Source organism: Geodermatophilus sp. SMS 5-13 (assembly GCF_059428245.1).
On sequence record NZ_CP165729.1, the window covers coordinates 864,137 to 887,464 of the forward strand.

A 23,328-nucleotide genomic window follows, 5' to 3' on the forward strand; every position below is an offset into this window, starting at 1 on the left:
TGCTGGCACGCCCGAGCGCCGTGGCGGGGTTCAGACGACGCGCAGGCCTCGCCGCCCTGCCGTGTGCGCGCGGGTGGCCAGCCACGGCAGGAACTCCTCGGGCGGCATCGGCCGGGCCAGGTGCCAGCCCTGCACCAGGTCGCAGCCCATCTCGACCAGCATCTCGTGGGTGTCGGCGTCCTCGACGCCCTCGGCGACGACCTCCAGGCCCAGGTGCCGGCCGAGGTCGACGATGGCCCGGACGATGCCGACGTCCTCGCCCTGCTCGCGCAGCCCGCTCACGAAGCTTCGGTCGATCTTCACCTCGTGCACCGGGAGCCGCTTGAGGTAGGACAGCGAGGAGTAGCCGGTGCCGAAGTCGTCGACGGACAGGCGGACGCCGCGGTCGCGCAGCGCGTGCAGCAGCGCGACCGCGCGGGTGGGGTCGGCCATGACCGAGCTCTCGGTGACCTCGAGGGTCAGCCGGCCGGCGGGGACGCCGTGCCGGCGCAGCAGCCGGGTGACCTCCTCGACCAGGTCGGCGTCGTGCAGGCTGCGTGCGGAGAGGTTGACCGCGACGCCGAAGTCGGCGCCGGCGGCGCGCCACTGCGCGCAGGCGGCCAGCGCGGAGTCGAGGACCAGCGTCGTGAGCGGGCCGATCAGGCCGCTGCGCTCCGCGACCGGGATGAACTCGTCGGGGGAGATCGGGCCCAGCTCCGGGTGCGTCCAGCGGACCAGCGCCTCGCCGCCGACCACCTCGCCGGTGGCGAGCCGGGCCTGGGGCTGGACGACCACGGAGATGCCGCCGTCCTGCAGGGCGGTGCGCAGCGCGGAGACGAGCGTGAGCCGGCGCGGGTTCTCGTGGTCGAGTTCGGGCTCGTAGACCCGCAGCCGCCGGGTCGAGACCTTGGCGTCGTACATCGCGCGGTCCGCCCGCTTGAGCAGCGCCGAGGGGTCGGTGGCGTGCAGGGGAGCGAGGGCCACGCCGACGGACGCGCCGATCTCGACCTCGAGGCCGTCGAGCGCGATCGGCTGCTCCAGGGCCCGCAGCATGCGGCGGCCGATGTGCAGGACCCGGTCCTCGTCGGCGGTCGCGGGCACCAGGACGGCGAACTCGTCGCCACCGAGCCGGACGACGGTGCCCGCCGTGCCGACGGCGGTGGTCAACCGGGCCCCGACCTCCACGAGCAGCCGGTCGCCCTGCTGGTGGCCCAGGGTCTCGTTGACCTCCTTGAACTCGTCGAGGTCGAGGATCATGACCGCGGCGCCGGCGGTGGCGCCCGTGGCGACCTCGTCGAGCGCCGCCGCGAGACCGCGCGTCAGGAACACCCGGTTCGGCAGGCCGGTCAGGGCGTCGTGCTGGGCGTCGTGGCGGAGCTGGCCGATCAGCTGGCCGTTGCGCAGCGCGATGCTGGCGTGGTTGGCGACGGTCTCGAGCAGCAGGACGTCGTCCTGGTCGTAGGTGCGGACGTCGCCCAGCCGGTCGGCCACGAGCAGCACGCCGATGACGCCGGCGCCGCCGCGCAGCGGCACCGCGACGGCCTCGCGCATGGCGTGCCGGTCGAGCAGCCGCCGGGCGCCGGGATCTTTCGTGCCGCGGGGGAGGAGCTGGGACTCGCCGTCCTCGACGACCCGCCGGGTCAGCCAGGCGTCCTCGGGCGTGGACGGCTCCTCGGTGCGGAAGATCCGGTTGCCGGCACCCAGCCGCACCCGGGCGACGTGGCCGTCCTCGGAGACGAATGCAACCGACGCGCGCTCGGAGCGCAGCAGCTCCTTGGCCTCGCCGAGCACGCTGGTCAGCACGCCGTCGATCTCGGGCGCGCTGCTCACGGCCTGGCTGAACCGGTAGAGCCGCTCGAGGTTGAGGTGCCGGTGGGCCAGCGCGGCGTATCCGCGGTAGGCCACCAGGAGGAGGGTGCCGAACCCGATCAGCAGCCAGGCGCTCTCCGGGTCCGCGGCGAGGCTGGCCACGGCGACGAGGGCGACCGTGACGACCATGGGTGCGGTCGGGCCGACGGCGAAGACGTCGCGCACCAGCCGGAGGGGTCGCACGCCCCCGTCGAAGATGGCGATCACCAGGCAGATGGCCAGCGCACCGAACAGCGTGGCCAGCAGCGCCCCGGCGTAGGCGGCCACCCAGGTGCCCGGTCCGGCGCCGTCGGCGGGTTCCGGGGCCAGCGCCCGGAAGAGCGCCAGCGCGATCGTCGTCTCGGCGGTGAACAGGGCGAGGTTGAACGTCGACTTCAGGACGGGCGTGCGCCGCTGGACCATCGCGACCACAGAGCCGACGAACCGCCCGGCGATCAGCGCGAGGGGCGAGGCGAAGAACAGGCCGAGGACCAGCGGCAGCTCGCTGAGCGAGATCGACCGGCCCTCCCGCTTGATCTGGATCGTCACGACCGAGATCTCGGTGGCGGCGAAGGCGACGGCCAGCGCCCACCACGGCAGCGGGAGGCCGGCCAGGTACGGGGCGGCGTCGAGCAGCGGGCGGCCGGTGGCCGTGGCGACCAGGAGCAGCGCGGCGGTGGTGGCCAGCACGAGCAGGGGCTCCCGGCGCAGGCGGAGACGCCGGACGGCGAACCGTCCGACCGTGCTGCTACCGCTCACGGGCCCCACCTCCTCCCGCACGACAACGGCAGGGGCGGGGAGGACCTGTAGTCCTCCCCGCCCCTGCCGATGCCCGGTCACCCCCGAGGGGTGAGGTGCCGCCTCACTGCCAGGCGGCGCTCGCGAGATCCGCGGTCCGCCAGCTGTGGCCGGTCCAGCTCATGCCGGTCCAGCTGTGGCCGCTCCAGCTCATGCCGGTCCAGCTGTGGCCACTCCAGCTCATGCCGGTCCAGCTGTGCCCGCTCCAGCTCATGCCCGTCCAGCTGTGCCCGGTCCAGCTGTGGCCCGACCAGTCGGCGGTGCGCCAGGTCCGGCCGTCCCAGCCGCTGCCGGTCATCGGCAGGCCGCGCCACGTGCCGCCGTCCCAGACGGTCTCGTTCGCGGTGGCCGCGGCCCACGCCGCGCCGTCCCAGGCGTGGCCGAAGACGTCGACCTCTCCGGAGATCGGCGCCACGCCGTCGGAGACGTGCGACGAGCCGCGCGACGCCTCCAGCGAGCCGGTGCCGGTGCCGAAGAACGCCGTGGACTGGCGCGCCGCCCCGTCGCCGGTCAGCTGCGCGATCCGGGCATCGGCGACCCCGTTGCCGCGGTACTGCGCGCTCTCCCGCGGCACGGACTCGGCCGTGGTCATCAGCTTCTTCTTGACCTGATCGGGGGTGAGCGAGGGGTTCTCCTGCAGGAGCAGCGCCACCTCGCCGCTGACCACCGCCGCGGCCTGCGAGGTGCCGGACGCCTTGGCGAACCGGCTGCCCACGCGGGACTCCGGGTGCTCCTGGTCGGCGAATCCCTCGGGCACGCGCAGGCCCACCACGGAGACGCCCGGCGCGACGACGTCCACGTGGCGCTGGTTGGTCCCGCGGGTGCCCCAGGCCGGGACGTCGTCGTCGCGGGTGTCGACCGTGCCCTTGCTGTCGTCGACGCCCACCGCGACCACGTACGGGTCCCGGGCCGGGTTGGCGAGGGAGTAGATCGACGACCCGTCGTTGCCGCCGGCGGCGACCACGACGATGCCGTGCTTCCAGGCGTTCTCGACGGCGAAGGCCAGCGGGTCGACCGCCGGGTCCTGCGTCGAGTCGGTGCCGTAGGACAGGTTGATGACCCGGATGTTCAGCCCCGGGTCGTTGCGGTGCTCGACGGTCCAGTCGATCGCCGCGATCACCTGGCTGACGTCGACGGCGCCGTCGTGGGCGCCGACCTTCAGGCTGATCAGGGTCGCGTCCGGCGCGATGCCGGTGAACCGGGTGGGGTCGAGGTAGGACGCCGGCGTCCCGGCCTGGTCCCGCCCGGCGATGATCGAGGCCAGGTGGGTCCCGTGCCCGTAGGCGTCCAGGTGCGCCAGCTCGGGGTACTGGCTGTCGAAGGACAGGTCCGGGCCCTGCCAGACGTTGCCGGTGTCGAGCCCCGGCACCTCGCTGACGCCGGTGTCGATCAGCGCGACGCCGATCCCCTTGCCCGTGTACCCGGCGGCGTAGGAGCCGTGGGCGCCGACGACCTGCGCGATGTTGTAGAGCGACCCCTTACCGCTCGTGTCGTAGCCGGGATCGGCAGCCTGGGCGGGCCCCGCGAGCACGACGGAGGCCAGCGTGCCGGTGGTGAGCGCGGCGAGCGCGCTCACGGTGCGGCGGCCGGGGCCCCTGCGGCTCACGGCCGCACTCCGGTCGAGGACTTCATGGACTTGCCTGCGCTTTCTCCGTGAGGGCAGATGCCACCCACTCCCTGGGCAGCACGCTCAGTAGCGCACTCACAACGCTGTGTGTCAGCAGGGCGTCGCGACGAGTCACCCTGCCGGGCGAGGCGGGGGCGGGTGCCCGTTCTCCCCCCTCGGGAGGAATCGGCGGCCGGGGGGTCTGCAGGAGGGCGGGGGAGCGGCCGATCCCTGTCCGCATGGTCCTGATGCGGTTCGGCGTCCCCCGGCGACGGCTCGGCCGGCGGCGGCAAGCCGACCGGTCGCTGCGCGGCGTGCGCGCGCTCGCCGGCGCGTTCGGCGGGACCTACCTGCTGTGCCTGCTGGCCACCGCGCTGGGCGCCACGGGGGTCGTCGCGCTGCTGGCCGGCGGCGGCAAGATCCTGTTCATGGTGGGCCTGGTCGTCGTCCTGGCGGTGCGCGCGCGCCGGGCCGGCGAGGACCGCGCCGCCTGGCTCTGCTTCGCCGCCGGCGTGGCCGCCTACCTGGGCGGGGCGGTCGTCTACCAGGTGCTCTACGCCGGCGCGGCCACCGTCCCGCGCCCGTCCTGGTCCGACGCGGGGTTCATCGCCTTCTACCCGCTGACGTACGCCGCGGTGTTCCTGATGCTGCGCGCCCGCGTGCGCCGGCTGACCCCCAGCATGCTGCTGGACGGCGTGGTCACCGGACTCACCGCGGCGGCGTTCGCGGCCGCCTTCGCCCTCGGCGCCTCGCTGCGCCTGACCGGCGGCAGCTTCGCCGTCGTCGCGGCCGGCGCCGCCTACCCGATCGCCGACCTGCTGCTGCTGGTCCTCGTCGGCGGTGCGCTGGTCATCATCGGCCGCGCCGCGGGCGGCTGCTGGTGGTGGCTGGCCGGCGGCATGGTGCTCTTCGCCGCGACCGACACGCTCTTCGCCTACGCCGTCGTGCACGGCGGTTACCAGGCCGGCTCGCTGGACGCCGGGTACGGGCTGGCGCTGGTCTGCTTCGGCGTCGCCGCGTGCCTGCCCTCCGGCGAGGGGGAGCCCGGCCGGCCCGACGGCATGACCGCCCTCGTCGTCCCCGCCGCCTGCGCCTTCGCCGCGCTGGGGCTGCTCTTCCACGGCTACCAGAACGGCGGCGACCCGGTGGCCGGCGTGCTCGCGCTCGGCGCCGTCCTGGCGGCGCTGGCGCGCACGGCGCTCACCTTCCGCGACGTGCGGGCCCTGGCCGACAGCCGCCGGCAGGCCCGCACCGACGAGCTCACCGGCCTGGCCAACCGGCGCACGGTGTACGAGGCGCTCGCGGCCGCCGACGAGCGGCTCGCCCGCGGGGAGTCGCTCGCCGTCCTGATCATCGACCTCGACCGGTTCAAGGAGATCAACGACTCGCTTGGCCACGCCGCCGGCGACGCGGTGCTCCGCCAGGTCGGACCACGGCTGACCGGCCTGCTGCGGTCCAGCGACCTGCTCGCCCGGCTCGGCGGCGACGAGTTCGTCGTCCTCGCCGAGGACCTGGACGCCGACGGCGCGCTCGCCCTCGCCGGCCGGCTGCGCGGCGAGCTGCAGCGGCCGTTCCGCCACGGCGGGATGGGCCTGACCGTCGACGCCAGCTTCGGCATCGCCGTCGGCCCGGGCCACGCGACGACGGCGGAGGAGCTGCTGCAGCTGGCCGATCTGGCGATGTACTCGGCCAAGGGCAGCCGCGCCGGCGCGGCCGTCTACGACGAGGCCCGCGACGGCTCCGGGCGGCACCGGCTGGAGGACGTCGCCCAGCTGCGCCAGGCCATCGCCGAGGACCAGCTCGTCCTCCACTACCAGCCCAAGCTGGCGCTGGCCACCGGCGCCGTCGACGGCGTGGAGGCGCTGGTGCGCTGGCAGCACCCCGCCCGCGGCCTGGTCTACCCCGACCAGTTCATCGAGCTCGCGGAGTCCGCCGGGCTCATGGGCCCCCTGACCACCCGGGTCATCGAGCTGGCGCTGGCCCAGTGCCGCGCCTGGGCGGACCTCGGCCGCTGGCTGACGGTGGCGGTCAACGTCAGCCCCTCCAACCTGGTCGACGAGCAGTTCCCCGACGAGGTCGCGTGCCTGCTGGCCACGCACGGCGTGCCGTCCGGCGTCCTGGTCCTCGAGGTGACCGAGGGACTGCTCATGGCCGACCGCGAGCGGGCCGAGCGGGTGCTCGCCCGGCTGCGGGACGCCGGTGTCGGCGTGGCCATCGACGACTACGGCACCGGCTACTCCAGCCTCGCCTACCTGGCCCGGCTGCCGGTGACGGAGCTGAAGCTCGACCGGGCCTTCGTCGGCGAGATGGCCGAGAGCCCGCGGGCGGAGTCGATCGTCACCTCGACGCTGCAGCTCGCCCACGCGATGGGGCTGACGTTCGTCGCCGAGGGGGTCGAGGACCAGGCCACCCTGGACGCCCTGACCTTCCTCGGCTGCGACATCGTGCAGGGCTACCACCTCAGCCGGCCGCTGCCGCCGGACGCGCTGTGGGCCTGGCTGGCCGAGCACTCGCCGGCCGCCGTCGTCCCGTCGGCCTGACGGGCATTCGGTACCGAGAGCCCGGGGTCAGGGCTGCGGGATCGGGAAGACCAGCAGCGAGCTGGACGCCGTCGCCACCGTGCGGCCGGCCGCGTCGAGCACCTCGCCCTCCGCGAAGGCGACCCGGCGGCCGGGCTTGACCACGGTGCCGATCGCGGTCAGCGGACCGCTGGTCGCGTGCACCGGCCGCAGGTAGTTCACCTTGAGCTCGATCGACGTGTAGCCCAGCCCCTGCGGCAGCGTCGTGTGCACCGCGCAGCCGGCCACGGTGTCGAGCAGCGTGCACACGAGCCCGCCGTGGACGACGCCGATCGGGTTGTAGACCGACTCGTCGACCCGGCAGGCGAACTCGACCCGGCCCTCGGCGAGGTCGACGATGTCGAACTGCATGAGCTGCGCGATCGGCGGCGGCGGGAGCTCGCCGTCCCGGATCGCCTGCAGCGTCTCCAGGCCCGAGCGCTCGAGGGCGCCGGCGGCGGTGATCCGCGGGTCGTGCCAGGCCACCGTGCGCGAGCGGGCCTCGCCCCACGCGGTAGGGGACAGGTCGGGGGCGATCTCAGCCGTCATGACACCTAGGTTCGCACACTGAACTCAGCGGGCGCCACCCGGGGTAGCCGAACGCGAGGGGGGCGGGGACCCCGGAAGGATCCCCGCCCCCCGACCGGGCGTCTTCTCAGCTCTTGGGACGGGCGCCGGCGCGGAGGGCGCCGAGCAGGTCGTGGTTGAGCCGGGAGATCGTCTCCATCGAGATGCCCTTCGGGCAGGACGCCGAGCACTCGCCGATGTTGGTGCACCCGCCGAAGCCCTCGCGGTCCTGCTGGGCGACCATGTTGACCACCCGGTCGTTGCGCTCCGGCTGGCCCTGCGGCATCAGCCCGAGGTGGGTGACCTTGGCCGCGGTGAACAGCATCGACGAGCCGTTCGGGCAGGCCGCCACGCAGGCGCCGCAGCCGATGCAGGTCGCGGCGTCGAAGGCCGCGTCCGCGGACTTCTTGTCCACCAGGATCGAGTGCGCCTCGGGCGCGGTCCCGGTCGGGGCGCTGATGTAGCCCCCGGCCTGGATGATCCGGTCGAACGCCCGCCGGTCGACGGCGAGGTCCTTGATCACGGGGAAGGCCCGCGACCGCCAGGGCTCGATGACGATCGTGTCGCCGTCCTTGAACGAGCGCATGTGCAGCTGGCACGTGGTGGTCTGCTCGGGACCGTGCGCCATGCCGTTGATCATGACGCCGCACATGCCGCAGATGCCCTCGCGGCAGTCGTGGTCGAAGGCGACCGGGTCGTCGCCGTCGATGATCAGCTTCTCGTTGAGCACGTCGAGCATCTCCAGGAACGACATGTCCGGGGAGATGTCGCTGACCTGGTAGGTGACGAGGTTGCCCTTGACCGACGGACCCTTCTGCCGCCAGATCTTCAGGGTCAGGTTCATTACTTGTAGCTCCGCTGCGCGAGGTGGACGTACTCGTACTCGAGGGCTTCGCGGTGCAGGACCGGCGGTTGGCCGTCCGGCGTCCACTCCCACGCCGCGACGTAGGCGAAGTTCTCGTCGTCGCGCAGGGCCTCGCCCTCGGGCGTCTGGCTCTCCGCGCGGAAGTGCCCACCGCAGCTCTCGTTGCGGTGCAGGGCGTCGATGCACATCAGCTCGGCGAGCTCGATGAAGTCCGCGACCCGGCCGGCCTGCTCGAGGTTCTGGTTGAACGAGCTCCAGTCGCCGACGACCTTGACGTTGGTCCAGAACTCCTGCTTGAGCTCGGGGATCCGGTCCAGCGCCTTGCGCAGGCTCTCCTCGGAGCGCTCCATGCCGCAGAGGTCCCACATCAGCCGGCCGAGCTCGCGGTGGAACGAGGCCACGCTGCGCGAGCCGTCGATGGTCAGCAGCTTGTGGATCTGCGCCTTGACCCCGTCGATCGCCTCGGCGGCCGCCGGGTGGCTGTCGTCGACCTTCTCGAACGGCCCATCGGCGAGGTAGTCGCTGATCGTCGCCGGGAGCACGAAGTAGCCGTCGGCGAGGCCCTGCATGAGCGCGCTGGCGCCCAGCCGGTTGGCGCCGTGGTCGGAGAAGTTCGCCTCACCGATCACGAACATGCCCGGGATCGACGACTGCAGGTCGTAGTCGACCCACAGGCCACCCATCGTGTAGTGCACGGCCGGGTAGATCCGCATCGGGACCTCGTAGGGGTCCTCGCCGGTGATCCGGGCGTACATGTCGAAGAGGTTGCCGTACTTGGCCTCGATGGCCGTGCGGCCCAGCCGCTGCATCGCCTCGCCGAAGTCGAGGTAGACGCCCAGGCCGTTGGGGCCGACGCCGCGGCCCTCGTCGCAGACGTTCTTCGCCTGCCGGGACGCGATGTCGCGGGGGACCAGGTTGCCGAACGCCGGGTAGATCCGCTCGAGGTAGTAGTCGCGCTCGCCCTCGGGGATGTCCCGCGGGTCGCGGGTGTCGCCGCGCTCCTTGGGCACCCACACGCGGCCGTCGTTGCGCAGCGACTCGCTCATCAGCGTCAGCTTCGACTGGTAGTCGCCGCTGACCGGGATGCAGGTCGGGTGGATCTGCGTGTAGCAGGGGTTGGCGAACAGCGCCCCCCGCTTGTGCGCCCGCCAGATCGCCGTGGCGTTGGAGCCCTTGGCGTTCGTCGACAGGTAGAAGACGTTGCCGTAGCCACCGGTGGCCAGGACGACGGCGTCCGCGTAGTGCGTGCTGATCTCGCCGGTGACCAGGTCGCGGGCGACGATGCCGCGGGCCCGGCCGTCGACGATGATCAGGTCCAGCATCTCCGTGCGGGAGAACTGCTCGACGTTGCCGGCCGCCATCTGCCGCTCCAGCGCCTGGTAGGCGCCGTAGAGCAGCTGCTGGCCCGTCTGGCCGCGCGCGTAGAACGTCCGCGAGACCTGGGCGCCACCGAACGAGCGGTTGTCGAGCAGGCCGCCGTACTCGCGGGCGAACGGGACGCCCTGGGCGACGCACTGGTCGATGATGTTGACGCTGACCTCGGCCAGGCGGTGCACGTTGTTCTCGCGGGAGCGGAAGTCCCCGCCCTTGACCGTGTCGTAGAACAGCCGGTGCACGCTGTCGCCGTCGTTGCGGTAGTTCTTCGCCGCGTTGATGCCGCCCTGTGCCGCGACGCTGTGCGCCCGGCGCGGGCTGTCCTGGTACCAGAACGACTTGACCTTGTAGCCGGCCTCGCCGAGCGTCGCGGCGGCGGAGCCGCCGGCCAGCCCGGTGCCGACGACGATGACGGTCAGCTTGCGCCGGTTGGCCGGGTTGACCAGGCGGCCGCGGAAGCGGCGCTCGCTCCAGCGCTCGTCGATGGGCACATCGGTGGGCGCCTTGGTGTCGGCGATCGGGTTGCCGACGGTGAACAGATCGAGAGGCAATGGAGGTCCTTAGTCGACGAGCCCGAAGAGCACGGAGAACGGCACGATCAGGTAGCCGGCGATGAGGAGCACCGAGAACGCGATCGCGAAGGCGTTGACCGTCTTCTCTCGACGGCGGTTGCTCTGGCCGAGGGTCTGCGTGGCGCTCCAGATCCCGTGCCGCAGGTGGAAGCCGAGGGCGATCAGCGCGATCACGTAGACGATCGTCGGGACCACGTTCGAGAAGCTCGCGACCAGCCGGTCGTACGGCGTGGAGTCGGTGCCGTCGAGGTTGGCGACGCCCCAGGTCAGGTCGAGGAGGTGGTAGACGACGAACAGCGCGATGATCACGCCGCCCCAGCGCATGGTCCGCGAGGCGTAGGTCTGCGTGAGCGACTTCTTGACCGCGTAGCGCTCGGGGCGGGCCGCGCGGGCCTGCCGCCACAACGTGAACGCCGCCCACATGTGCGCCACGACGGCGACGAGGAGGATGACCTCCAGGATGGTGAGGAACCAGCGGTAGCCGAGCGCCGGCTCCCCGAAGGTCCGCAGCCAGTGCGAGTAGTCGTTGAATGCCGCCCGGCCCTGGTAGACGTGCAGGTTGCCGATCATGTGCGCGATCAGGAACAGCACCAGGATGATGCCGCTGATCGCCATGACGATCTTTTTCGCGACCGAGTTGGTCTTCGCTACCTTCGGGGTCCGACGTTGGCCCGAAGAAGTCACCGTTGCCACGAGATCTCACGCTAAGCCGCCGCAGGGGTTGCGGCCATGTCAACACGAGGTGATCAAGCCCATATAAGGGCACCCTTACCCACCTCCGACCGTTAGGGTTCGTCCGTCCCTCGACCCGCGGGCGCGGAGGAGGACCCTCGACATGGCCGGAACCACCCGCGGCTTCCTCGGCCGCCGGCGCGAGCGCGACCCCCGGCTGCCGCCGGGCCAGTACGACGTCGGCCGCGACTGGCCGGTGCTGACCGCCGAGCCGACGCCCCGGATCGCCCCGGAGACGTGGAGCATCACCGTCGACGGCGGGGTGGCGCAGTCCCGCACGTGGACCTGGGACGAGGCGCACGCGCTGCCGCCCGCGGAGTACCGCGGCGCGATCCACTGCGTCACCACCTGGTCGAAGTTCGACACCTGGTTCGCCGGGGTCAGCGTCGACACGCTGCTCGAGGCGGCGCAGCCGCTGCCCGACGCGCACTTCGTCATGGCGACGTCGAAGACCGGCTACACGACCAACCTCCCGCTCGAGGACGTCACCGGCGGCAAGGCGTGGGTGGTCTGGGAGTTCGACGGCAAGCCGCTGCCGATCGAGCACGGCGGGCCGGTGCGGCTGCTGGTGCCGCACCTCTACTTCTGGAAGAGCGCCAAGTGGGTCACCAAGCTGACCCTGATGCACCGGGACCAGCCCGGCTTCTGGGAGCAGAACGGGTACCACGACCGCGGCGACCCGTGGCGGGAGCAGAGGTACCAAGGTGACTGAGCTCCCGACCCGTCCGTCGGCGCCCAGCGGGGGCTGGCGGACGGCGACCGTCGCCACCGTGCGCCACCCGATCCCGCGCACGGTGGAGCTGCGGCTCGACGTCCCGGACCGGGTCGAGCACCTCGCCGGCCAGCACTACGTGGTCCGGCTGACCGCTGACGACGGCTACCGGGCGCAGCGCTCCTACTCGGTGGCGTCCGCGCCCGGGGACGCCCAGGTGGAGCTGTTCGTGGAGCGGCTGGACGAGGGCGAGGTGTCCACCTACCTGGCCGACGTGGTCGGGCCCGGCGACGAGCTGGAGGTCCGCGGGCCGATCGGCGGCTGGTTCGTCTGGGACGGCGAGTCGCCGGCGCTGCTGGTCGGCGGCGGCACCGGGGTCGTGCCCCTCCTGGCGATGCTGCGCCACGCTCGCCGGCTCGGCCGCACCGACCTGCTGCGCATCGCCGTCTCCAGCCGGACGCTGGTCGAGCTGCCCTACGCCATGGAGCTGATGGACGCCGGCGCCCTGATCGTGCTGACCCGCGAGCCCTACGGCGATCGGGCGGCGGCGCGGCTGATGGCCGACGAGCTGCGGTCGCTGTGGGAGCCGGGGGGGACCGCCTACGTCTGCGGCTCGGCGCGCTTCGCCGAGGCGGCCAGCCAGCTGCTGATCGACGTCGGCGTGCCTGACCACGACATCCGCGTGGAGCGGTTCGGGCCGTCGGGCTGAGCCGGGGCGATGAGTTCCGCGCGGCGGCGGGGTCTCTTGCTGCATGACGCGGAGGTTCGGGCCGGTGGCCGACGTCCTGCAGGCCCAGGTCGACTCCGGCCGGCTGCCCGGCTTCGTCGCCGCGGTGCGCCACGACGGGGTCACGGAGGTGCTCGCCGGCGGGCAGCTCGCCGTCGACGGCCGTGCCCCGATGGAGCCGGACACGCTGTTCCGGCTCGCCTCGGTGACCAAGCCGTTCGGCGGCGCGCTCACCCTCGCCCTCGTCGAGGACGGCGTGCTCGGCCTCGACGACGCCGTCGGCGGGTGGCTGCCGGAGCTGGCCGAGCCGCGGGTGACCGCCCGCCGGGGCGGGCCGCTGGAGGAGACCGTGCCCGCCGTCCGGCCGATCACCGTCCGGCACCTGCTCACCAACACGGCGGGCCTGGGGTGGGCGTCCGGCCTCGGCCCGCTGGAGCAGGCGATGAACGACCGCGGGGTGGGGCCGAGCGCGCTGCCGCCCGAGCTGCCGCCGGACGAGTACCTGGCCCGGCTCGGGGAGCTGCCGCTGTCCGGCCAGCCGGGGGAGACCTGGAACTACCACACCTGCAGCGACGTCCTGTCCGTCCTGCTCGCCCGCGCGACCGGCCGCAGCGTCGCCGACCTGCTCGCCGACAAGGTGACCGGCCCCCTCGGGCTGGCCGACACCGGTCTCCGCGCGGTCGATCCGCACCGGCTGCCCCCGCTGTACTGGCCGACCGACGGCGGGCTGGACGTCGTCGACCCACCGGAGGGCGTCCTCGCCGGGCGGCCGCGGTTCGAGAGCCTGTCCTGCGGGCTGGTCTCCACCGCACCCGAGGTGCTGGCCTTCCTGTCCGCCCTGGCCGACGGCGGCGGGCCGGTGCTCTCCGCCGCGTCGGCCGCCGCGATGACCCGCGACGCCCTGAGCCCCGAGCAGCGGGCGGCCGGCCGGGAGTTCCTGGGCCGGGGCCGGTCGTGGGGGCTGCAGGTCGGCGTCGACACCGAACGGGTGCGGCCGTGGCGCTCGCCGGGCCGGTGGGGCTGGGACGGCGGCACCGGCACCAGCGCCTGGGTGGACCCGTCGCGCGACCTGGCCGCCGTCCTCCTGACCCAGCGCATGATGACCAGCGCGCAGGACGAGCCCGACGAGTTCTGGGCCGCCGTGCACCGGTGTGTGTGACGTTCCGGAACGGGTTGTCGCCGTCTCCCCGCGAGGAGGACGCTGCCGCGGGGGAGGCGACCATGGACGAGAACGACCAACTGCGGCGGGACCTGCTGGCGCGCATCGAGGCGCGGCGGGGGTCCGTCGCACAGTTCCTGCGGGAGAACCGGCCCGGGATCCGCCGGCGGGCCAACATCGTCATCGTGCTCAGCTCGCTGGCCGCGGTGTTCACCGTCGGTCCGGCGGTCGGCGGGGAGACCTTCGCCGAGGGCGTCCAGAAGATCTTCGGGCTGTCGAGCGACTCCTACGTCTGGCGGACGCTGTGCCTGCTGGCCCTCCTGGTGTCCGTGGCCGCCGCGGTGATGACGAACCTGGCCAAGTCGCACGAGGCGGCGCTCAACCGGCTGACGACCGCGGAGGCGGCGAAGACCGAGCTGGAGGGCCTGTCCACGCTGCTCGAGTTCGGCCACCTCTCCCTGGACGACGCGGTCAAGCTGTTCCACCAGTACTCGACCAAGATCCCGTTCGTCGACGACGTGCCCGTGCTCGCCGCGGGCCGCCCCGCCGGGCCGTCGGCCTGACCGGCCGCCCGGACACCGGGCCGGCCGCGCTCAGCCGAAGGCGCTGACGAACCGCCGCTGCCCCGGCGTCTCGACGGCGCGCGGGTGGTAGTGGGCGCGCACGTACGCCACGGCCTCGTCGGCCGGCACGCCGTCCAGCACGGCGAGGCAGGCCAGCGCCGTGCCGGTGCGGCCGACTCCTCCGCCGCAGGCCACCTCGACCCGCTCGGTCGCCGCCCGCGCCCAGGCCTGCTCGAACGCGGCCCGGGCCGCGGCCGGGTCGGTGGGCAGCCGGAAGTCCGGCCAGCGCACCCAGACCGACTCCCACGCCACCTCGGGCGCCCGGCCGAGCAGGTAGACGCCGAACTGGGGGAGCGGGCCGTCGGGCAGCGGCCGGCGCAGGCCGCGGCCACGGACCACCCGCCCCGAGGGCAGCCGAAGCAGGCCCGGCGTGCCGGCGCCCCATGCCGGTTCGAGGGGCGCCGGCACGTCCGGCTCAGGCGAGCTCAGCGGGCTTCTCCGGGGTGAACAGCCAGACGTGGAACAGGTCGTCCAGCTGCCGGCCGGAGATCTTCTCCGCCAGAGCGATGAACTCGTCGGTGGTGACGGTGCCGCCGGCCTGCGTGTCCACCCACTCCCGCAGGATCTCGAAGAACGCGTCGTCGCCGACCGTGGTGCGCAGCGCCTGCAGGGTCATCGCGCCGCGGAAGTACACCGCGATGTCGAAGATCTTGCCGACGTCCGCGCCCGGGTCGCCGATGGCGAGCTGCCAGAACTCCGGCGGGGCGTTGGCGGCGATGTCGTCGAACTGCTGCTGCGGCGAGGACAGCCCCTCCCGCTCGAGCCACAGCCACTCGGTGTAGGTGGCGAAGCCCTCGTTGAGCCAGACGTGCTGCCAGGAGTCGAGGCGCAGCAGGTCGCCGACCCACTGGTGGGCCAGCTCGTGCACGACCACGGTGTCGCCGGAGACCTGGTCGAAGAAGAACAGCGGTGAGTAGACCGGCCGGGTCTGGTTCTCCAGCGCGAACTGCAGGTCGATCGTGTCATCGACGATCGCGCCGGACGACCGGAACGGGTACCGGCCGAAGAAGCCGGACAGGAAGTCGATGATCGCGGGCTGCTTGGCCAGCGACGCGTCGGCCACCGGTCCGGCCAGCGCGACCGCGGCCTCGTCCGGGTTGACGTCCAGCGTGGCCAGGTCCGGGTCGACCGCGTCCCAGAAGCGGATGCCGTCGGCGCGGTACTCGCGCAGGTCGAACTGGCCGATGGCCACGGTCACGAGGTAGGTGGCCATGGGCTCGCGCGCCCGCCAGGACCACGTCGTCCACCCGTCGCGGGACCGCTGATCGCGCAGCTCGCCGTTCGAGACGGCCTCCAGGCCGGCGGGCACGGTCGCGGTCACCGAGACCGAGGCGGCGTCGCGCGGGTGGTCGTTGGAGGGGAACCAGGTGGCGGCGACGTAGGGCTGGCCGGCGACGATCGCGCCGTCGTCGGTGTGGATGAAGCCGGAGATGCCCAGGGCGTCGTTGATCGTCTGCGGCACGCCGTCGTAGGCGACCTCGGTCTCGAAGTCCCTGCCGTTGCGCAGGCCGCGTTCGGGCGTCACGGTCAGCTCGTCGCCGTCGCGGGTCCAGGTGGCGTCCCGGCCGTCCACGGTGATGCTCCGGACGGTCAGGCCGTCGAAGTCGAGGTTGAAGCTCGACAGGTCCTGGGTGGCCTCGGCCTCGATCGTGGTGACCGCGGTGAGCAGGTCGGTGGCGGGGTCGTACCGGACGTCGATGTCGTAGTGCTCGACGTCGTACCCGCCGTTGCCGTCGGTGGGGAAGTACGGGTCCCCGATCCCGACCGCGCCGGGGGTGAAGTCCCCGTCCCTCTCGTGCGCGCCGGCGACGCCGGGGACGAGGACGGCGGACAGGGTCATGGTTGCCACTACTGCTGCTCTGCGATGCATGGCCGCTCCAGCGAGAGGTCGGACCCCCGACAGGGCGCGAAGTTAGAGGACGGCGCAGTTCCGCGCTCAGCGGGACGGAATCTTTCCCGGCCAGCCGTCACAGCCTGTCGGAAGCGGGTCCCGCCCGGTCACCGTGCCGGACGACGAGATCACCCCGAAGCGGGCGAAGAGCTCCTCGGCGTACCACCCCTCCCGCGCGGTGCGCGCCACCACGGCGGCGTGCGGCGCCCGGCCGTAGGCGAAGGCGTTCAGCGCGGCGGCCGACTCCCAGACGCTGAAGGTGCCCTGCAGGCCGATCGGCGCCTCCCCGACGCCGAGGGCGAGCCGCAGCCCGGGACTCCGGTGCAGGTCGGCCGACACCGGCGGGACGGCGCGCCAGAAGCGCAGCGTCGCGCGCGGGACGAGCCGGGCGCGGGTGAGCGCGGCGACCGGCCCGTCCCACCGTTGCGGTGCGGGCCGGCCGAACGGCTCCCGCCGGGACCAGCGGCCGCGGGCGGCGAGCGGGCGCAGCCGCGCCGTCCACTCCTCGTCGGCGAGCCGGCGCCACCGGCGGACGACGTCACCGTCGGCGAAGGCGTCCGCCGCGGCGTCGTCGTCCCACACGGCGAGCAGCGCCCAGCGCCGCGGCTCGGCGTCCCTCAGGGTGAACGTCCGGCCGCTGCCCGTCCCCAGCAGCTTGGCGAACCGCAGCCCCGGCGCGCGGCGCAGCGGCCGCCGGTCGGCGGCCATGCGCAGGAGCGCGCCGGGCACCGCGCGGCCCGGCACCCCCCAGACGTGCAGGGTGGTCAGCGGCGGCACACGCGCGAGGCTAGGCGTCGCCGGCGAAGTGGGTGCGGAAGTCGCGTCCGTGCGGGACGCCGGCCACCAGTTCGAGCAGCCCGTCGTGCAGCAGCCCGTTGCTCGCCAGCACGCTGCCGTCGCCGGTGAGGACGTCGTCGCCGTTGAGGTCGGTGACCCGCCCGCCCGCCTCCCCGATGATCACCGGCAGCGGCGCGCGGTCCTCGTAGCCCATCGGGAAGCCGGCGACGACCTGCGCGTCGGTGACCCCGGCGGCGACGTCGATGGCGCCGCCCATCGCGGGCAGCACGAACAGCTCCCGGTGCAGCGCGACGACGAGCTCCTCGGACCACGTGACCTGGTTCAGCGTCTCCACGGTCGCGCCGCGCCGCCGCGCGGTGGCGCTGACCCGCAGCCGCTCCGGTGCCGCGTCGCCGTGCTGACGCCAGCAGCCGAGCCCGCGCCCGGCGTGCACCACCTGGTCGACGACGGGCGAGCCGATGACGCCGACCGCCGGGCCGTCGCCGTCCTCCACCGCCAGCATGATGCTGAAGGTCGGGATCCGGCGGACGAACAGGCTGGTGCCGTTGATCGGGTCGAGCACCCACCGCCGGCCGGAGGTCCCCGCGGTCTCGCCGCCCTCCTCGGCGTAGATCGCGTCGTGCGGGAAGCGGTCGACGATGCGCTCGCGCAGGAGTTCCTCGACCTCGATGTCGACCGGGGTCACCTCGGTGCCGTCGTCCTTCTCCGTCGCCGAGCTACCCGTGGCGAAGCGCGCCGCGGCCACCCGGCCGGCCTCGCGGACCAGCCCGGTCGCGAAGTCGGGCAGGTCGCGGTCCATGCCGACGATCCTGCCTCTCGCCGCGCCGAGATCTGCACACTCGCGCGCACCAGTTGCTGATGACGACGAGTGTGCAGATCTCGCGCGGGCGATCAGGCCGCGGGCGGGATCATCGAGGCGGCGATCAGCGGGGTGCGGTCCCAGGCCCGGTGGGTGCCGAGCGCCGCGACGAGCCCTGCGGTCAGCTTGGCGTTGGCCTTCCTGCCGGTGAGCACGCCCGGGTAGTCCGGCTGGATGCCGGCGTCGGCGAGCACCTCGACGCCGTCGCCCCAGGCGCCGACCGCCTTCAGGTGCCGGAAGGCCTCCTGCAGCATCACGATCGCCCGGAAGTCGCCGTCCTTCGGGGCGCCGTCGGCCACCACGAGCGCGTCGAACTCGATCGAGCGGCCGGTGGTGAAGGTGCGCTCGACGATCTCGACCTTCCGGCCGGACGTGATCTGCCCGCCGTGCGGGGCGATGACCAGCAGTTGCGCGCCCTCCGCCTCGAGCGCCTTGCGCAGGTCGGCGATGCCGGCGAGGTCGGCGCCCGGCCCGGCGACGACGCCGACCTTGCGGCCGGCGATGGGGAAGGGCGTCGGCTTGATCTGCCGCAGCGCCGGGGACTCGCCGTGCTCCGCGACGTCGGGCGTCGGCGCCGGCAGCCCGAGCCCTGCGGCCACCGCCGCGCACAGCTCGGCGTCGATCCGCGCCAGCACGGTGAGCGCGCGCTCCTTGATCGCCTGCTCGTAGCACTTGCCGAGCTCGAAGGTGTACGCGTCGGCGATGTGCCGCTGCTCGACCGAGGTCAGGCTGGCGTAGAACATGGCCGGCTGCGAGAAGTGGTCGGCGAACGACGCGGGCGCCTCGCGGACCACGTTCCCGTCGACCCGACGGGGCACGCTGACGTACCCGGCATCCGGCCACTCCGACGGGAACGGCGCGCCGTCGTCGACCGAGTTGGGCGTGTACGGCGCCTGCCCGGTGTGCACCGCGTGCTGGTGGAAGCCGTCGCGGGTGTTGTCGTTGACCGGCGCGTGTGGGCGGTTGATCGGGATCTGGGTGAAGTTCGGCCCGCCCAGCCGGGTGAGCTGGGTGTCGAGGTAGGAGAAGTTGCGGCCCTGCAGCAGCGGGTCGTTGGTCGACTCGATGCCGGGCACCAGGTGCCCGGTGTGGAAGGCGACCTGCTCGGTCTCGGCGAAGAAGTTGGTCGGGTTGCCGTTGAGCACGAGCGTGCCGATGACCTGCACCGGCGCGAGCTCCTCGGGCACGATCTTGGTCGGGTCGAGCAGGTCGATGCCCTCGAAGGTCTCGTCCTCGGTGTCGGGGAAGACCTGGATGCCGAGGTCCCACTCGGGGAACGCGCCGGCCTCGATCGCCTCGTAGAGGTCGCGGCGGTGGAAGTCGGGGTCGACGCCGGCGGCGATCTGCGCCTCCTCCCAGGTCAGGGAGTGCACGCCGAGCTTGGGCTTCCAGTGGAACTTCACCAGCACGGTCTCGCGGTCGGCGTTGACCAGCCGGAACGTGTGGACGCCGAAGCCCTCCATCGTCCGGTAGCTGCGCGGGATGCCGCGGTCGCTCATGTTCCAGATCGTGTGGTGGGTGGCCTCGGTGTGGAGGGTGACGAAGTCCCAGAAGGTGTCGTGCGCCGACTGCGCCTGCGGGATCTCGACGTCCGGGTGCGGCTTGCCCGCATGGATGATGTCGGGGAACTTGATCGCGTCCTGGATGAAGAAGACCGGGATGTTGTTGCCGACGAGGTCCCAGGTCCCCTCCTTGGTGTAGAACTTCGTCGCGAATCCGCGGGTGTCGCGCACGGTGTCGGCCGAGCCGCGCGAGCCCAGCACGGTGGAGAAGCGCACGAAGACCGGCGTCTGCAGGCCCTTCTCGGCCAGGACGGCGGCCCGGGTCACCTTCGCCGCGGCGCCGTTGGCGGTGAACACGCCGTGCGCTCCGGCGCCGCGGGCGTGGACCACCCGCTCGGGGATCCGCTCGTGGTCGAAGTGCATGATCTTCTCGCGCAGGTGGAAGTCCTCGAGCAGGACCGGACCGCGCGGGCCCGCCTTCAGCGAGTGGTCGGAGTCGGGGATGCGCACCCCGTTCGGCGTGGTCAGGGCGTCACCCGCCTGTTCGCGCGGGTCTCGGCCGGTCTTCGGGCCCTCGTAACCGACCCCGGTGGGGCTGAACGTTGCGGGGGCCTTCTGGTCGGGACGGCGTGCGGGGGGCATGGCAACTCCTGGAATCGGCTGTCGGCGTCCCGCCCGCGCTACCCGACGTGGTGAGCAGGACAAACGACCCTCCCGCGTGGCGGAACACGGAACGGGTGCCGCGCTGGCCATGCTGTCGGGGTGATCGAGCTCGACGGCCTGACCAAGCGCTACGGTGCGCGGGTCGCCGTCGACGACCTCTCGGTCCGGATCGAGCCCGGCCGGGTCACCGGTTTCCTCGGCCCGAACGGCTCCGGCAAGACGACGACGATGCGCTGCATCGTCGGCCTCGCCCGGCCCACGGCGGGGACGGCGACCGTGCTGGGCGTGCCCTACCGCGACCTGGACTCGCCCCTGCGGCGGGTCGGGGTGCTGATCGACCCGCGCGCCCGGCACCCCCGGCGGCGGGCGTACGCGCACCTGCTGGCGCTGGCGCAGAGCAACGGGCTGCCGCGGCACCGGGCCGACGACGTGCTGGACCTGGTCGGGCTCGGCGACGTCGCCGACGAGAAGGTCGGCGGCTTCTCCCTCGGCATGGGCCAGCGGCTGGGCATCGCCGCGGCGCTGCTCGGCGACCCCGACGTCCTGCTGCTCGACGAGCCGGTCAACGGCCTGGACCCCGAGGGCATCCGGTGGGTCCGCGAGCTGCTGCGCGACCTCGCCGCGGAGGGGCGCACCGTGCTGGTGTCCAGCCACCTCATGAGCGAGATGGAGGACACCGCCGACCACCTGGTCGTCGTCGGCCGCGGGCGGCTGCTCGCCGACGTCCCGATCGAGGAGCTGCTCGGCGCGCGGGCGGTCGTCCGGGTGCGCACGCCGGGGTCCCGGCTGCTCGCGGCCGCGCTGACCCGGTCGGGCGCGCAGGTGGCCCTCGAGGACGACGGCGCGCTGCGTGTCTCGGGGATGGCGGTGGCCGCGGTCGGGGAGGTGGCCTTCGCCGCCGGCGTGCCCGTGCACGAGCTCACCCAGGTCACCGCGTCGCTGGAGTCGGCCTATCTGGCGCTGACCGGCGACGAGGTCGAGTACCGGGCGGTGGCCCGATGAGGCTGCTCGCCGCCGAGTGGACGAAGCTGCGCTCGCTGTCGTCCACCTGGTGGTGCGCGGGCGGCTACCTCTTCGTCGCGCTGACGCTCGGCTGGCTGGCCGCGGCGACCACCGACCGGGCGCCCAGCGCGGAGGTCGCCGTCTCCGGGGCACTGACCGGCTTCGGCTTCGCCCAACTGGTGCTCGTCGTCCTCGGGGTGCTGGCCGGCGCCGGGGAGTTCACCACAGGCCTGGCTGTGGCGTCGTTCACCGCCGTGCCGCGGCGCGGCCGGCTGCTGGTCGCGAAGACCGCCGTCGTGGCCGGCTGGTGCGGGTTGCTCACCGCCGTCGCCGCCGCCGGGTGCGGCCTGGCCGCGCGCACGCTCACCGCCGTGCCGGGCGGGGTCGACCTGGCCGCGCCGGCCGTGCTGCGGCAGCTGCTCCTGCAGGTGGTGTGGGCCGTGCTGGTCGCCGTCCTGTCGGTCGGGCTCGGGACGCTGCTGCGCTCCACCGCGGGCGGGACCGGACTCGGCCTGGCGCTGGTGTTCGTGCTGCCGCCGGTGCTGGCGATCGCGGGCGCCGAGCGCGCCTCGCAGGCGCTGCCCGCGCTGCGGGTGGGCGAGGACGCCTTCCTCGCCGTGGGCACCGCCTGGCCGGTGGGGCTGGCCGTCGTCGGCGGCTGGGCGCTCGCGGCGTGGGCGCTCGCCGCGCTGCTGCTCGAGCGGCGCGACGTCTGACCGCCCCCTGCCTGCCCGGTAACGTCTCGCGCACTGTGCTGCCCGACGTCACCGCGACCCGCTACGTCACCCCGCTGCGTGAGGGTGGCTCGCTGCCGGGGCTCATGGAGGCCGACGACCTCGGCACCTACGTGGTCAAGTGGCGGGCCGCGGGCCAGGGCGTGAAGGTGCTGGTCGCCGAGGTGGTCTGCGGGGAGCTCGCCCGCGCGCTGGACCTACCCGTGCCCGCGCTCGTGACCGTCGACGTCGCCGCGGAGCTGGCCGTGGGGGAGCCGGATGTCGAGGTGCAGGAGCTGATGCAGCGCTCCGCGGGCCGCAACCTCGGCCTGGACTACCTGCCCGGCGCGCTGGACTTCGAGGCCGGGGTGGCGTCGGTCGAGCCGGCGCTGGCCGGGCAGGTGCTCTGGCTGGACGCGCTGATCGGCAACGTCGACCGGTCCTGGCGCAACCCGAACATGCTGTTCTGGCACGGCTCGCTGTACCTGATCGACCACGGCGCCGCGCTCACCTTCCACCACCACTGGCCGGGCGCCGCGGCCGCGGTCGAGCGGCCCTACGACGCGACGCAGCACGCGCTGATCGAGTGCTCGCCGGACGTCGCCGCGGCCGACGACGCGCTCGCCGGTCGGGTGACCCGTTCGCTGCTGGAGGACGTGCTCGCGCGGGTTCCGGACGACTGGCTCGACGAGGAGGGACCGCGGGATCGCTACGTCGCGCAGCTGCTCGCCCGCCTGGGCGCCCGTGATGCGTGGTTGCCCGGCCTGCTCGACGCCGCCCGCGCCGGCGGTGCGGGACGGCGGCGGGCGCCGCGCGGGGAGAACCGGCCGGGGTGGCTCGGGCCGCCGCCGCCCGAGGGGGTGACCCAGCGGTGAGGGACACCTTCGAGTACGCGGTCCTGCGGGTCGTGCCGCGGGTGGAGCGGGGTGAGGTGCTCAACGCCGGCGTCCTCGTGTACTGCCGGCAGCGCGACTACCTGGGCTCGCGGGTGCACCTCGACGCCGACCGGCTCCGGGCGCTGGACCCCACGGCGGACGCCGGCGCGATCGGGCGGGCGCTGCAGGCTGCGGCCGACGTCTGCGCCGCCGATCCGGTCGCCGGCGCGGCGGGCCGGGAGGCGCTGGGCTCGCGGTTCCGCTGGCTGACCGCGCCGCGCAGCACCGTCGTCCAGCCGGGACCGGTGCACACCGGGCTCACCGACGACCCGGACGCCGAGGCCGACCGGCTGTTCCGGCTGCTGGTCCTGCCCGTCGAGCGGTGAGGTCGGCCCGCGGTCCCGCCTACGCGGCGGCCGCGCTCGCGTTCGCCTACGCCGCGGTCAGCGCCTACTGGTCGGCGGGCGGCACGGCGCTGCTGGACACGGTCGGCGGCGGACCGGAGCGCCTGGCACGCGGCGGCGGCGCGGCCGGCGTAGTGCTGGGACTGGTCACCGTGCTGGCCAAGGTCGCCGGCGCGGTGCTGGCTCTGGCGCTGGTGCGGCCGTTCGGCGCCCGGGTGCCGGCGCTCGTGCTGGAGCGCACCGCACGGGCCGTCGGCGTGGTCCTGGTCCTGTACGGGGGCGCCCAGATGCTCCTGGGCGGCCTCGCGCTGACCGGCCTGCTCGGCGAGCCGGCGGCCCCCCGGGCGCTGCGCTGGCACGTGCTCCTCTGGGATCCCTGGTTCCTGCTCTGGGGTCTGCTGCTGCTCGTCGCCGTCCGCCGACGGCGCCGTCCGGAGCTTCCCGTTCAGCCCTGAATCCGTACCGGGCCGCTCACGACGAGTCACCCGCGGCCCCCTCGTG

The 23,328-nt window shown here is 73.7% G+C and carries 21 protein-coding genes; 10 read left to right on the forward strand and 11 right to left on the reverse strand.

What is annotated here, in order from left to right; all coding sequences use genetic code 11:
- Positions 1-30 precede the first annotated feature (30 nt).
- Positions 31-2,586, reverse strand: coding sequence for a putative bifunctional diguanylate cyclase/phosphodiesterase (locus AB3388_RS04175; protein WP_495409496.1), 2,556 nt, complete (start codon positions 2,584-2,586; stop codon positions 31-33).
- Positions 2,587-2,689: 103 nt separating this feature from the next.
- Positions 2,690-4,231 carry a S8 family serine peptidase gene (locus tag AB3388_RS04180; protein ID WP_495409497.1) on the reverse strand — a complete coding sequence of 514 codons (1,542 nt, stop codon included), beginning with the start codon at positions 4,229-4,231 and terminating at the stop codon, positions 2,690-2,692.
- A 239-nt stretch (positions 4,232-4,470) separates the two neighbouring features.
- Here AB3388_RS04180 and AB3388_RS04185 point away from each other — a divergent pair, with 239 nt between their 5' ends.
- Positions 4,471-6,771, forward strand: coding sequence for a putative bifunctional diguanylate cyclase/phosphodiesterase (locus AB3388_RS04185; RefSeq protein WP_495409498.1), 2,301 nt, complete (start codon positions 4,471-4,473; stop codon positions 6,769-6,771).
- A gap of 27 nt (positions 6,772-6,798) precedes the next feature.
- Here the strand turns inward: AB3388_RS04185 and AB3388_RS04190 are convergent, their stop codons facing one another.
- The 4 genes from AB3388_RS04190 to AB3388_RS04205 all read right to left on the reverse strand — a co-directional run bounded on the left by AB3388_RS04190 (position 6,799) and on the right by AB3388_RS04205 (position 10,860).
- Positions 6,799-7,338: a PaaI family thioesterase gene (locus tag AB3388_RS04190; RefSeq protein ID WP_495409499.1), complete on the reverse strand. Its 540-nt coding sequence runs from the start codon at positions 7,336-7,338 to the stop codon at positions 6,799-6,801.
- Between the two features lie 106 nt (positions 7,339-7,444).
- Positions 7,445-8,200, reverse strand: a complete 756-nt coding sequence (locus tag AB3388_RS04195) for a succinate dehydrogenase/fumarate reductase iron-sulfur subunit (protein WP_495409500.1) — start codon at positions 8,198-8,200, stop codon at positions 7,445-7,447.
- Positions 8,200-10,146 carry a fumarate reductase/succinate dehydrogenase flavoprotein subunit gene (locus tag AB3388_RS04200; protein WP_495409501.1) on the reverse strand — a complete coding sequence of 649 codons (1,947 nt, stop codon included), beginning with the start codon at positions 10,144-10,146 and terminating at the stop codon, positions 8,200-8,202. Before AB3388_RS04200 ends, AB3388_RS04195 begins: the two co-directional genes overlap by 1 nt.
- 9 nt (positions 10,147-10,155) lie before the next feature.
- A complete protein-coding gene (locus AB3388_RS04205; RefSeq protein WP_495409502.1) occupies positions 10,156-10,860 on the reverse strand; it encodes a succinate dehydrogenase cytochrome b subunit in 705 nt (234 codons plus the stop codon).
- Positions 10,861-11,002: 142 nt separating this feature from the next.
- Between AB3388_RS04205 and AB3388_RS04210 the strand changes: the two genes are divergently transcribed.
- The 4 genes from AB3388_RS04210 to AB3388_RS04225 all read left to right on the forward strand — a co-directional run bounded on the left by AB3388_RS04210 (position 11,003) and on the right by AB3388_RS04225 (position 14,060).
- Positions 11,003-11,611 (forward strand): sulfite oxidase-like oxidoreductase, encoded by a 609-nt coding sequence (locus AB3388_RS04210; RefSeq protein WP_495409503.1) that lies wholly within the window; start codon positions 11,003-11,005, stop codon positions 11,609-11,611.
- Entirely contained in the window at positions 11,604-12,320 is a 717-nt protein-coding gene (locus AB3388_RS04215) for an FAD-binding oxidoreductase (RefSeq protein ID WP_495409504.1), read from the forward strand. The genes AB3388_RS04210 and AB3388_RS04215 overlap by 8 nt, the downstream gene beginning before the upstream one ends.
- 64 nt (positions 12,321-12,384) lie before the next feature.
- A complete protein-coding gene (locus tag AB3388_RS04220; protein WP_495409505.1) occupies positions 12,385-13,497 on the forward strand; it encodes a serine hydrolase domain-containing protein in 1,113 nt (370 codons plus the stop codon).
- Positions 13,498-13,559: 62 nt separating this feature from the next.
- Positions 13,560-14,060: a hypothetical protein gene (locus tag AB3388_RS04225; protein WP_495409506.1), complete on the forward strand. Its 501-nt coding sequence runs from the start codon at positions 13,560-13,562 to the stop codon at positions 14,058-14,060.
- Positions 14,061-14,090: 30 nt separating this feature from the next.
- Here AB3388_RS04225 and AB3388_RS04230 read toward each other — a convergent pair whose 3' ends face one another.
- The 5 genes from AB3388_RS04230 to AB3388_RS04250 form a co-directional block, all read right to left on the reverse strand.
- Positions 14,091-14,528 carry a protein-tyrosine phosphatase family protein gene (locus AB3388_RS04230; protein WP_495409507.1) on the reverse strand — a complete coding sequence of 146 codons (438 nt, stop codon included), beginning with the start codon at positions 14,526-14,528 and terminating at the stop codon, positions 14,091-14,093.
- A gap of 7 nt (positions 14,529-14,535) precedes the next feature.
- Positions 14,536-15,960: a M1 family metallopeptidase gene (locus AB3388_RS04235; RefSeq protein ID WP_495411435.1), complete on the reverse strand. Its 1,425-nt coding sequence runs from the start codon at positions 15,958-15,960 to the stop codon at positions 14,536-14,538.
- A gap of 96 nt (positions 15,961-16,056) precedes the next feature.
- Positions 16,057-16,788: a monooxygenase gene (locus AB3388_RS04240; protein ID WP_495409508.1), complete on the reverse strand. Its 732-nt coding sequence runs from the start codon at positions 16,786-16,788 to the stop codon at positions 16,057-16,059.
- 10 nt (positions 16,789-16,798) lie between these two features.
- On the reverse strand, positions 16,799-17,608 hold the full coding sequence (locus AB3388_RS04245) for an inositol monophosphatase family protein (protein ID WP_495409509.1): 810 nt from the start codon (positions 17,606-17,608) through the stop codon (positions 16,799-16,801).
- A gap of 92 nt (positions 17,609-17,700) precedes the next feature.
- A complete protein-coding gene (locus AB3388_RS04250) occupies positions 17,701-19,812 on the reverse strand; it encodes a catalase (protein ID WP_495409510.1) in 2,112 nt (703 codons plus the stop codon).
- 120 nt (positions 19,813-19,932) lie between these two features.
- Between AB3388_RS04250 and AB3388_RS04255 the strand changes: the two genes are divergently transcribed.
- The 5 genes from AB3388_RS04255 to AB3388_RS04275 are packed head-to-tail and all read left to right on the forward strand — an operon-like array spanning position 19,933 to position 23,282.
- The gene (locus tag AB3388_RS04255) at positions 19,933-20,835 is read left to right on the forward strand and encodes an ABC transporter ATP-binding protein (RefSeq protein WP_495409511.1); all 903 of its coding nucleotides are present in this window, start codon (positions 19,933-19,935) and stop codon (positions 20,833-20,835) included.
- Entirely contained in the window at positions 20,832-21,551 is a 720-nt protein-coding gene (locus AB3388_RS04260) for an ABC transporter permease (RefSeq protein WP_495409512.1), read from the forward strand. The genes AB3388_RS04255 and AB3388_RS04260 overlap by 4 nt, the downstream gene beginning before the upstream one ends.
- A 35-nt stretch (positions 21,552-21,586) precedes the next feature.
- The gene (locus AB3388_RS04265) at positions 21,587-22,423 is read left to right on the forward strand and encodes a HipA family kinase (protein ID WP_495409513.1); all 837 of its coding nucleotides are present in this window, start codon (positions 21,587-21,589) and stop codon (positions 22,421-22,423) included.
- Complete coding sequence (locus AB3388_RS04270; protein ID WP_495409514.1) at positions 22,420-22,809, forward strand: DUF3037 domain-containing protein; 390 nt, start codon at positions 22,420-22,422, stop codon at positions 22,807-22,809. Before AB3388_RS04265 ends, AB3388_RS04270 begins: the two co-directional genes overlap by 4 nt.
- Positions 22,806-23,282, forward strand: a complete 477-nt coding sequence (locus tag AB3388_RS04275; RefSeq protein WP_495409515.1) for a DUF3995 domain-containing protein — start codon at positions 22,806-22,808, stop codon at positions 23,280-23,282. Before AB3388_RS04270 ends, AB3388_RS04275 begins: the two co-directional genes overlap by 4 nt.
- The last annotated feature ends 46 nt before the right edge of the window (positions 23,283-23,328 follow it).

What these genes read in the sequence shown, in the direction of transcription:
- AB3388_RS04210 (WP_495409503.1), top strand. Translation starts at nt 11,003, where the DNA reads ATGGCCGGAACCACCCGCGGCTTCCTCGGCCGCCGGCGCGAGCGCGAC.
- AB3388_RS04245 (WP_495409509.1), bottom strand. Translation starts at nt 17,608, where the DNA reads ATGGACCGCGACCTGCCCGACTTCGCGACCGGGCTGGTCCGCGAGGCC.
- AB3388_RS04235 (WP_495411435.1), bottom strand. Translation starts at nt 15,960, where the DNA reads ATGACCCTGTCCGCCGTCCTCGTCCCCGGCGTCGCCGGCGCGCACGAG.
- AB3388_RS04260 (WP_495409512.1), top strand. Translation starts at nt 20,832, where the DNA reads ATGAGGCTGCTCGCCGCCGAGTGGACGAAGCTGCGCTCGCTGTCGTCC.
- AB3388_RS04190 (WP_495409499.1), bottom strand. Translation starts at nt 7,338, where the DNA reads ATGACGGCTGAGATCGCCCCCGACCTGTCCCCTACCGCGTGGGGCGAG.
- AB3388_RS04225 (WP_495409506.1), top strand. Translation starts at nt 13,560, where the DNA reads ATGGACGAGAACGACCAACTGCGGCGGGACCTGCTGGCGCGCATCGAG.
- AB3388_RS04185 (WP_495409498.1), top strand. Translation starts at nt 4,471, where the DNA reads ATGGTCCTGATGCGGTTCGGCGTCCCCCGGCGACGGCTCGGCCGGCGG.
- AB3388_RS04195 (WP_495409500.1), bottom strand. Translation starts at nt 8,200, where the DNA reads ATGAACCTGACCCTGAAGATCTGGCGGCAGAAGGGTCCGTCGGTCAAG.
- AB3388_RS04250 (WP_495409510.1), bottom strand. Translation starts at nt 19,812, where the DNA reads ATGCCCCCCGCACGCCGTCCCGACCAGAAGGCCCCCGCAACGTTCAGC.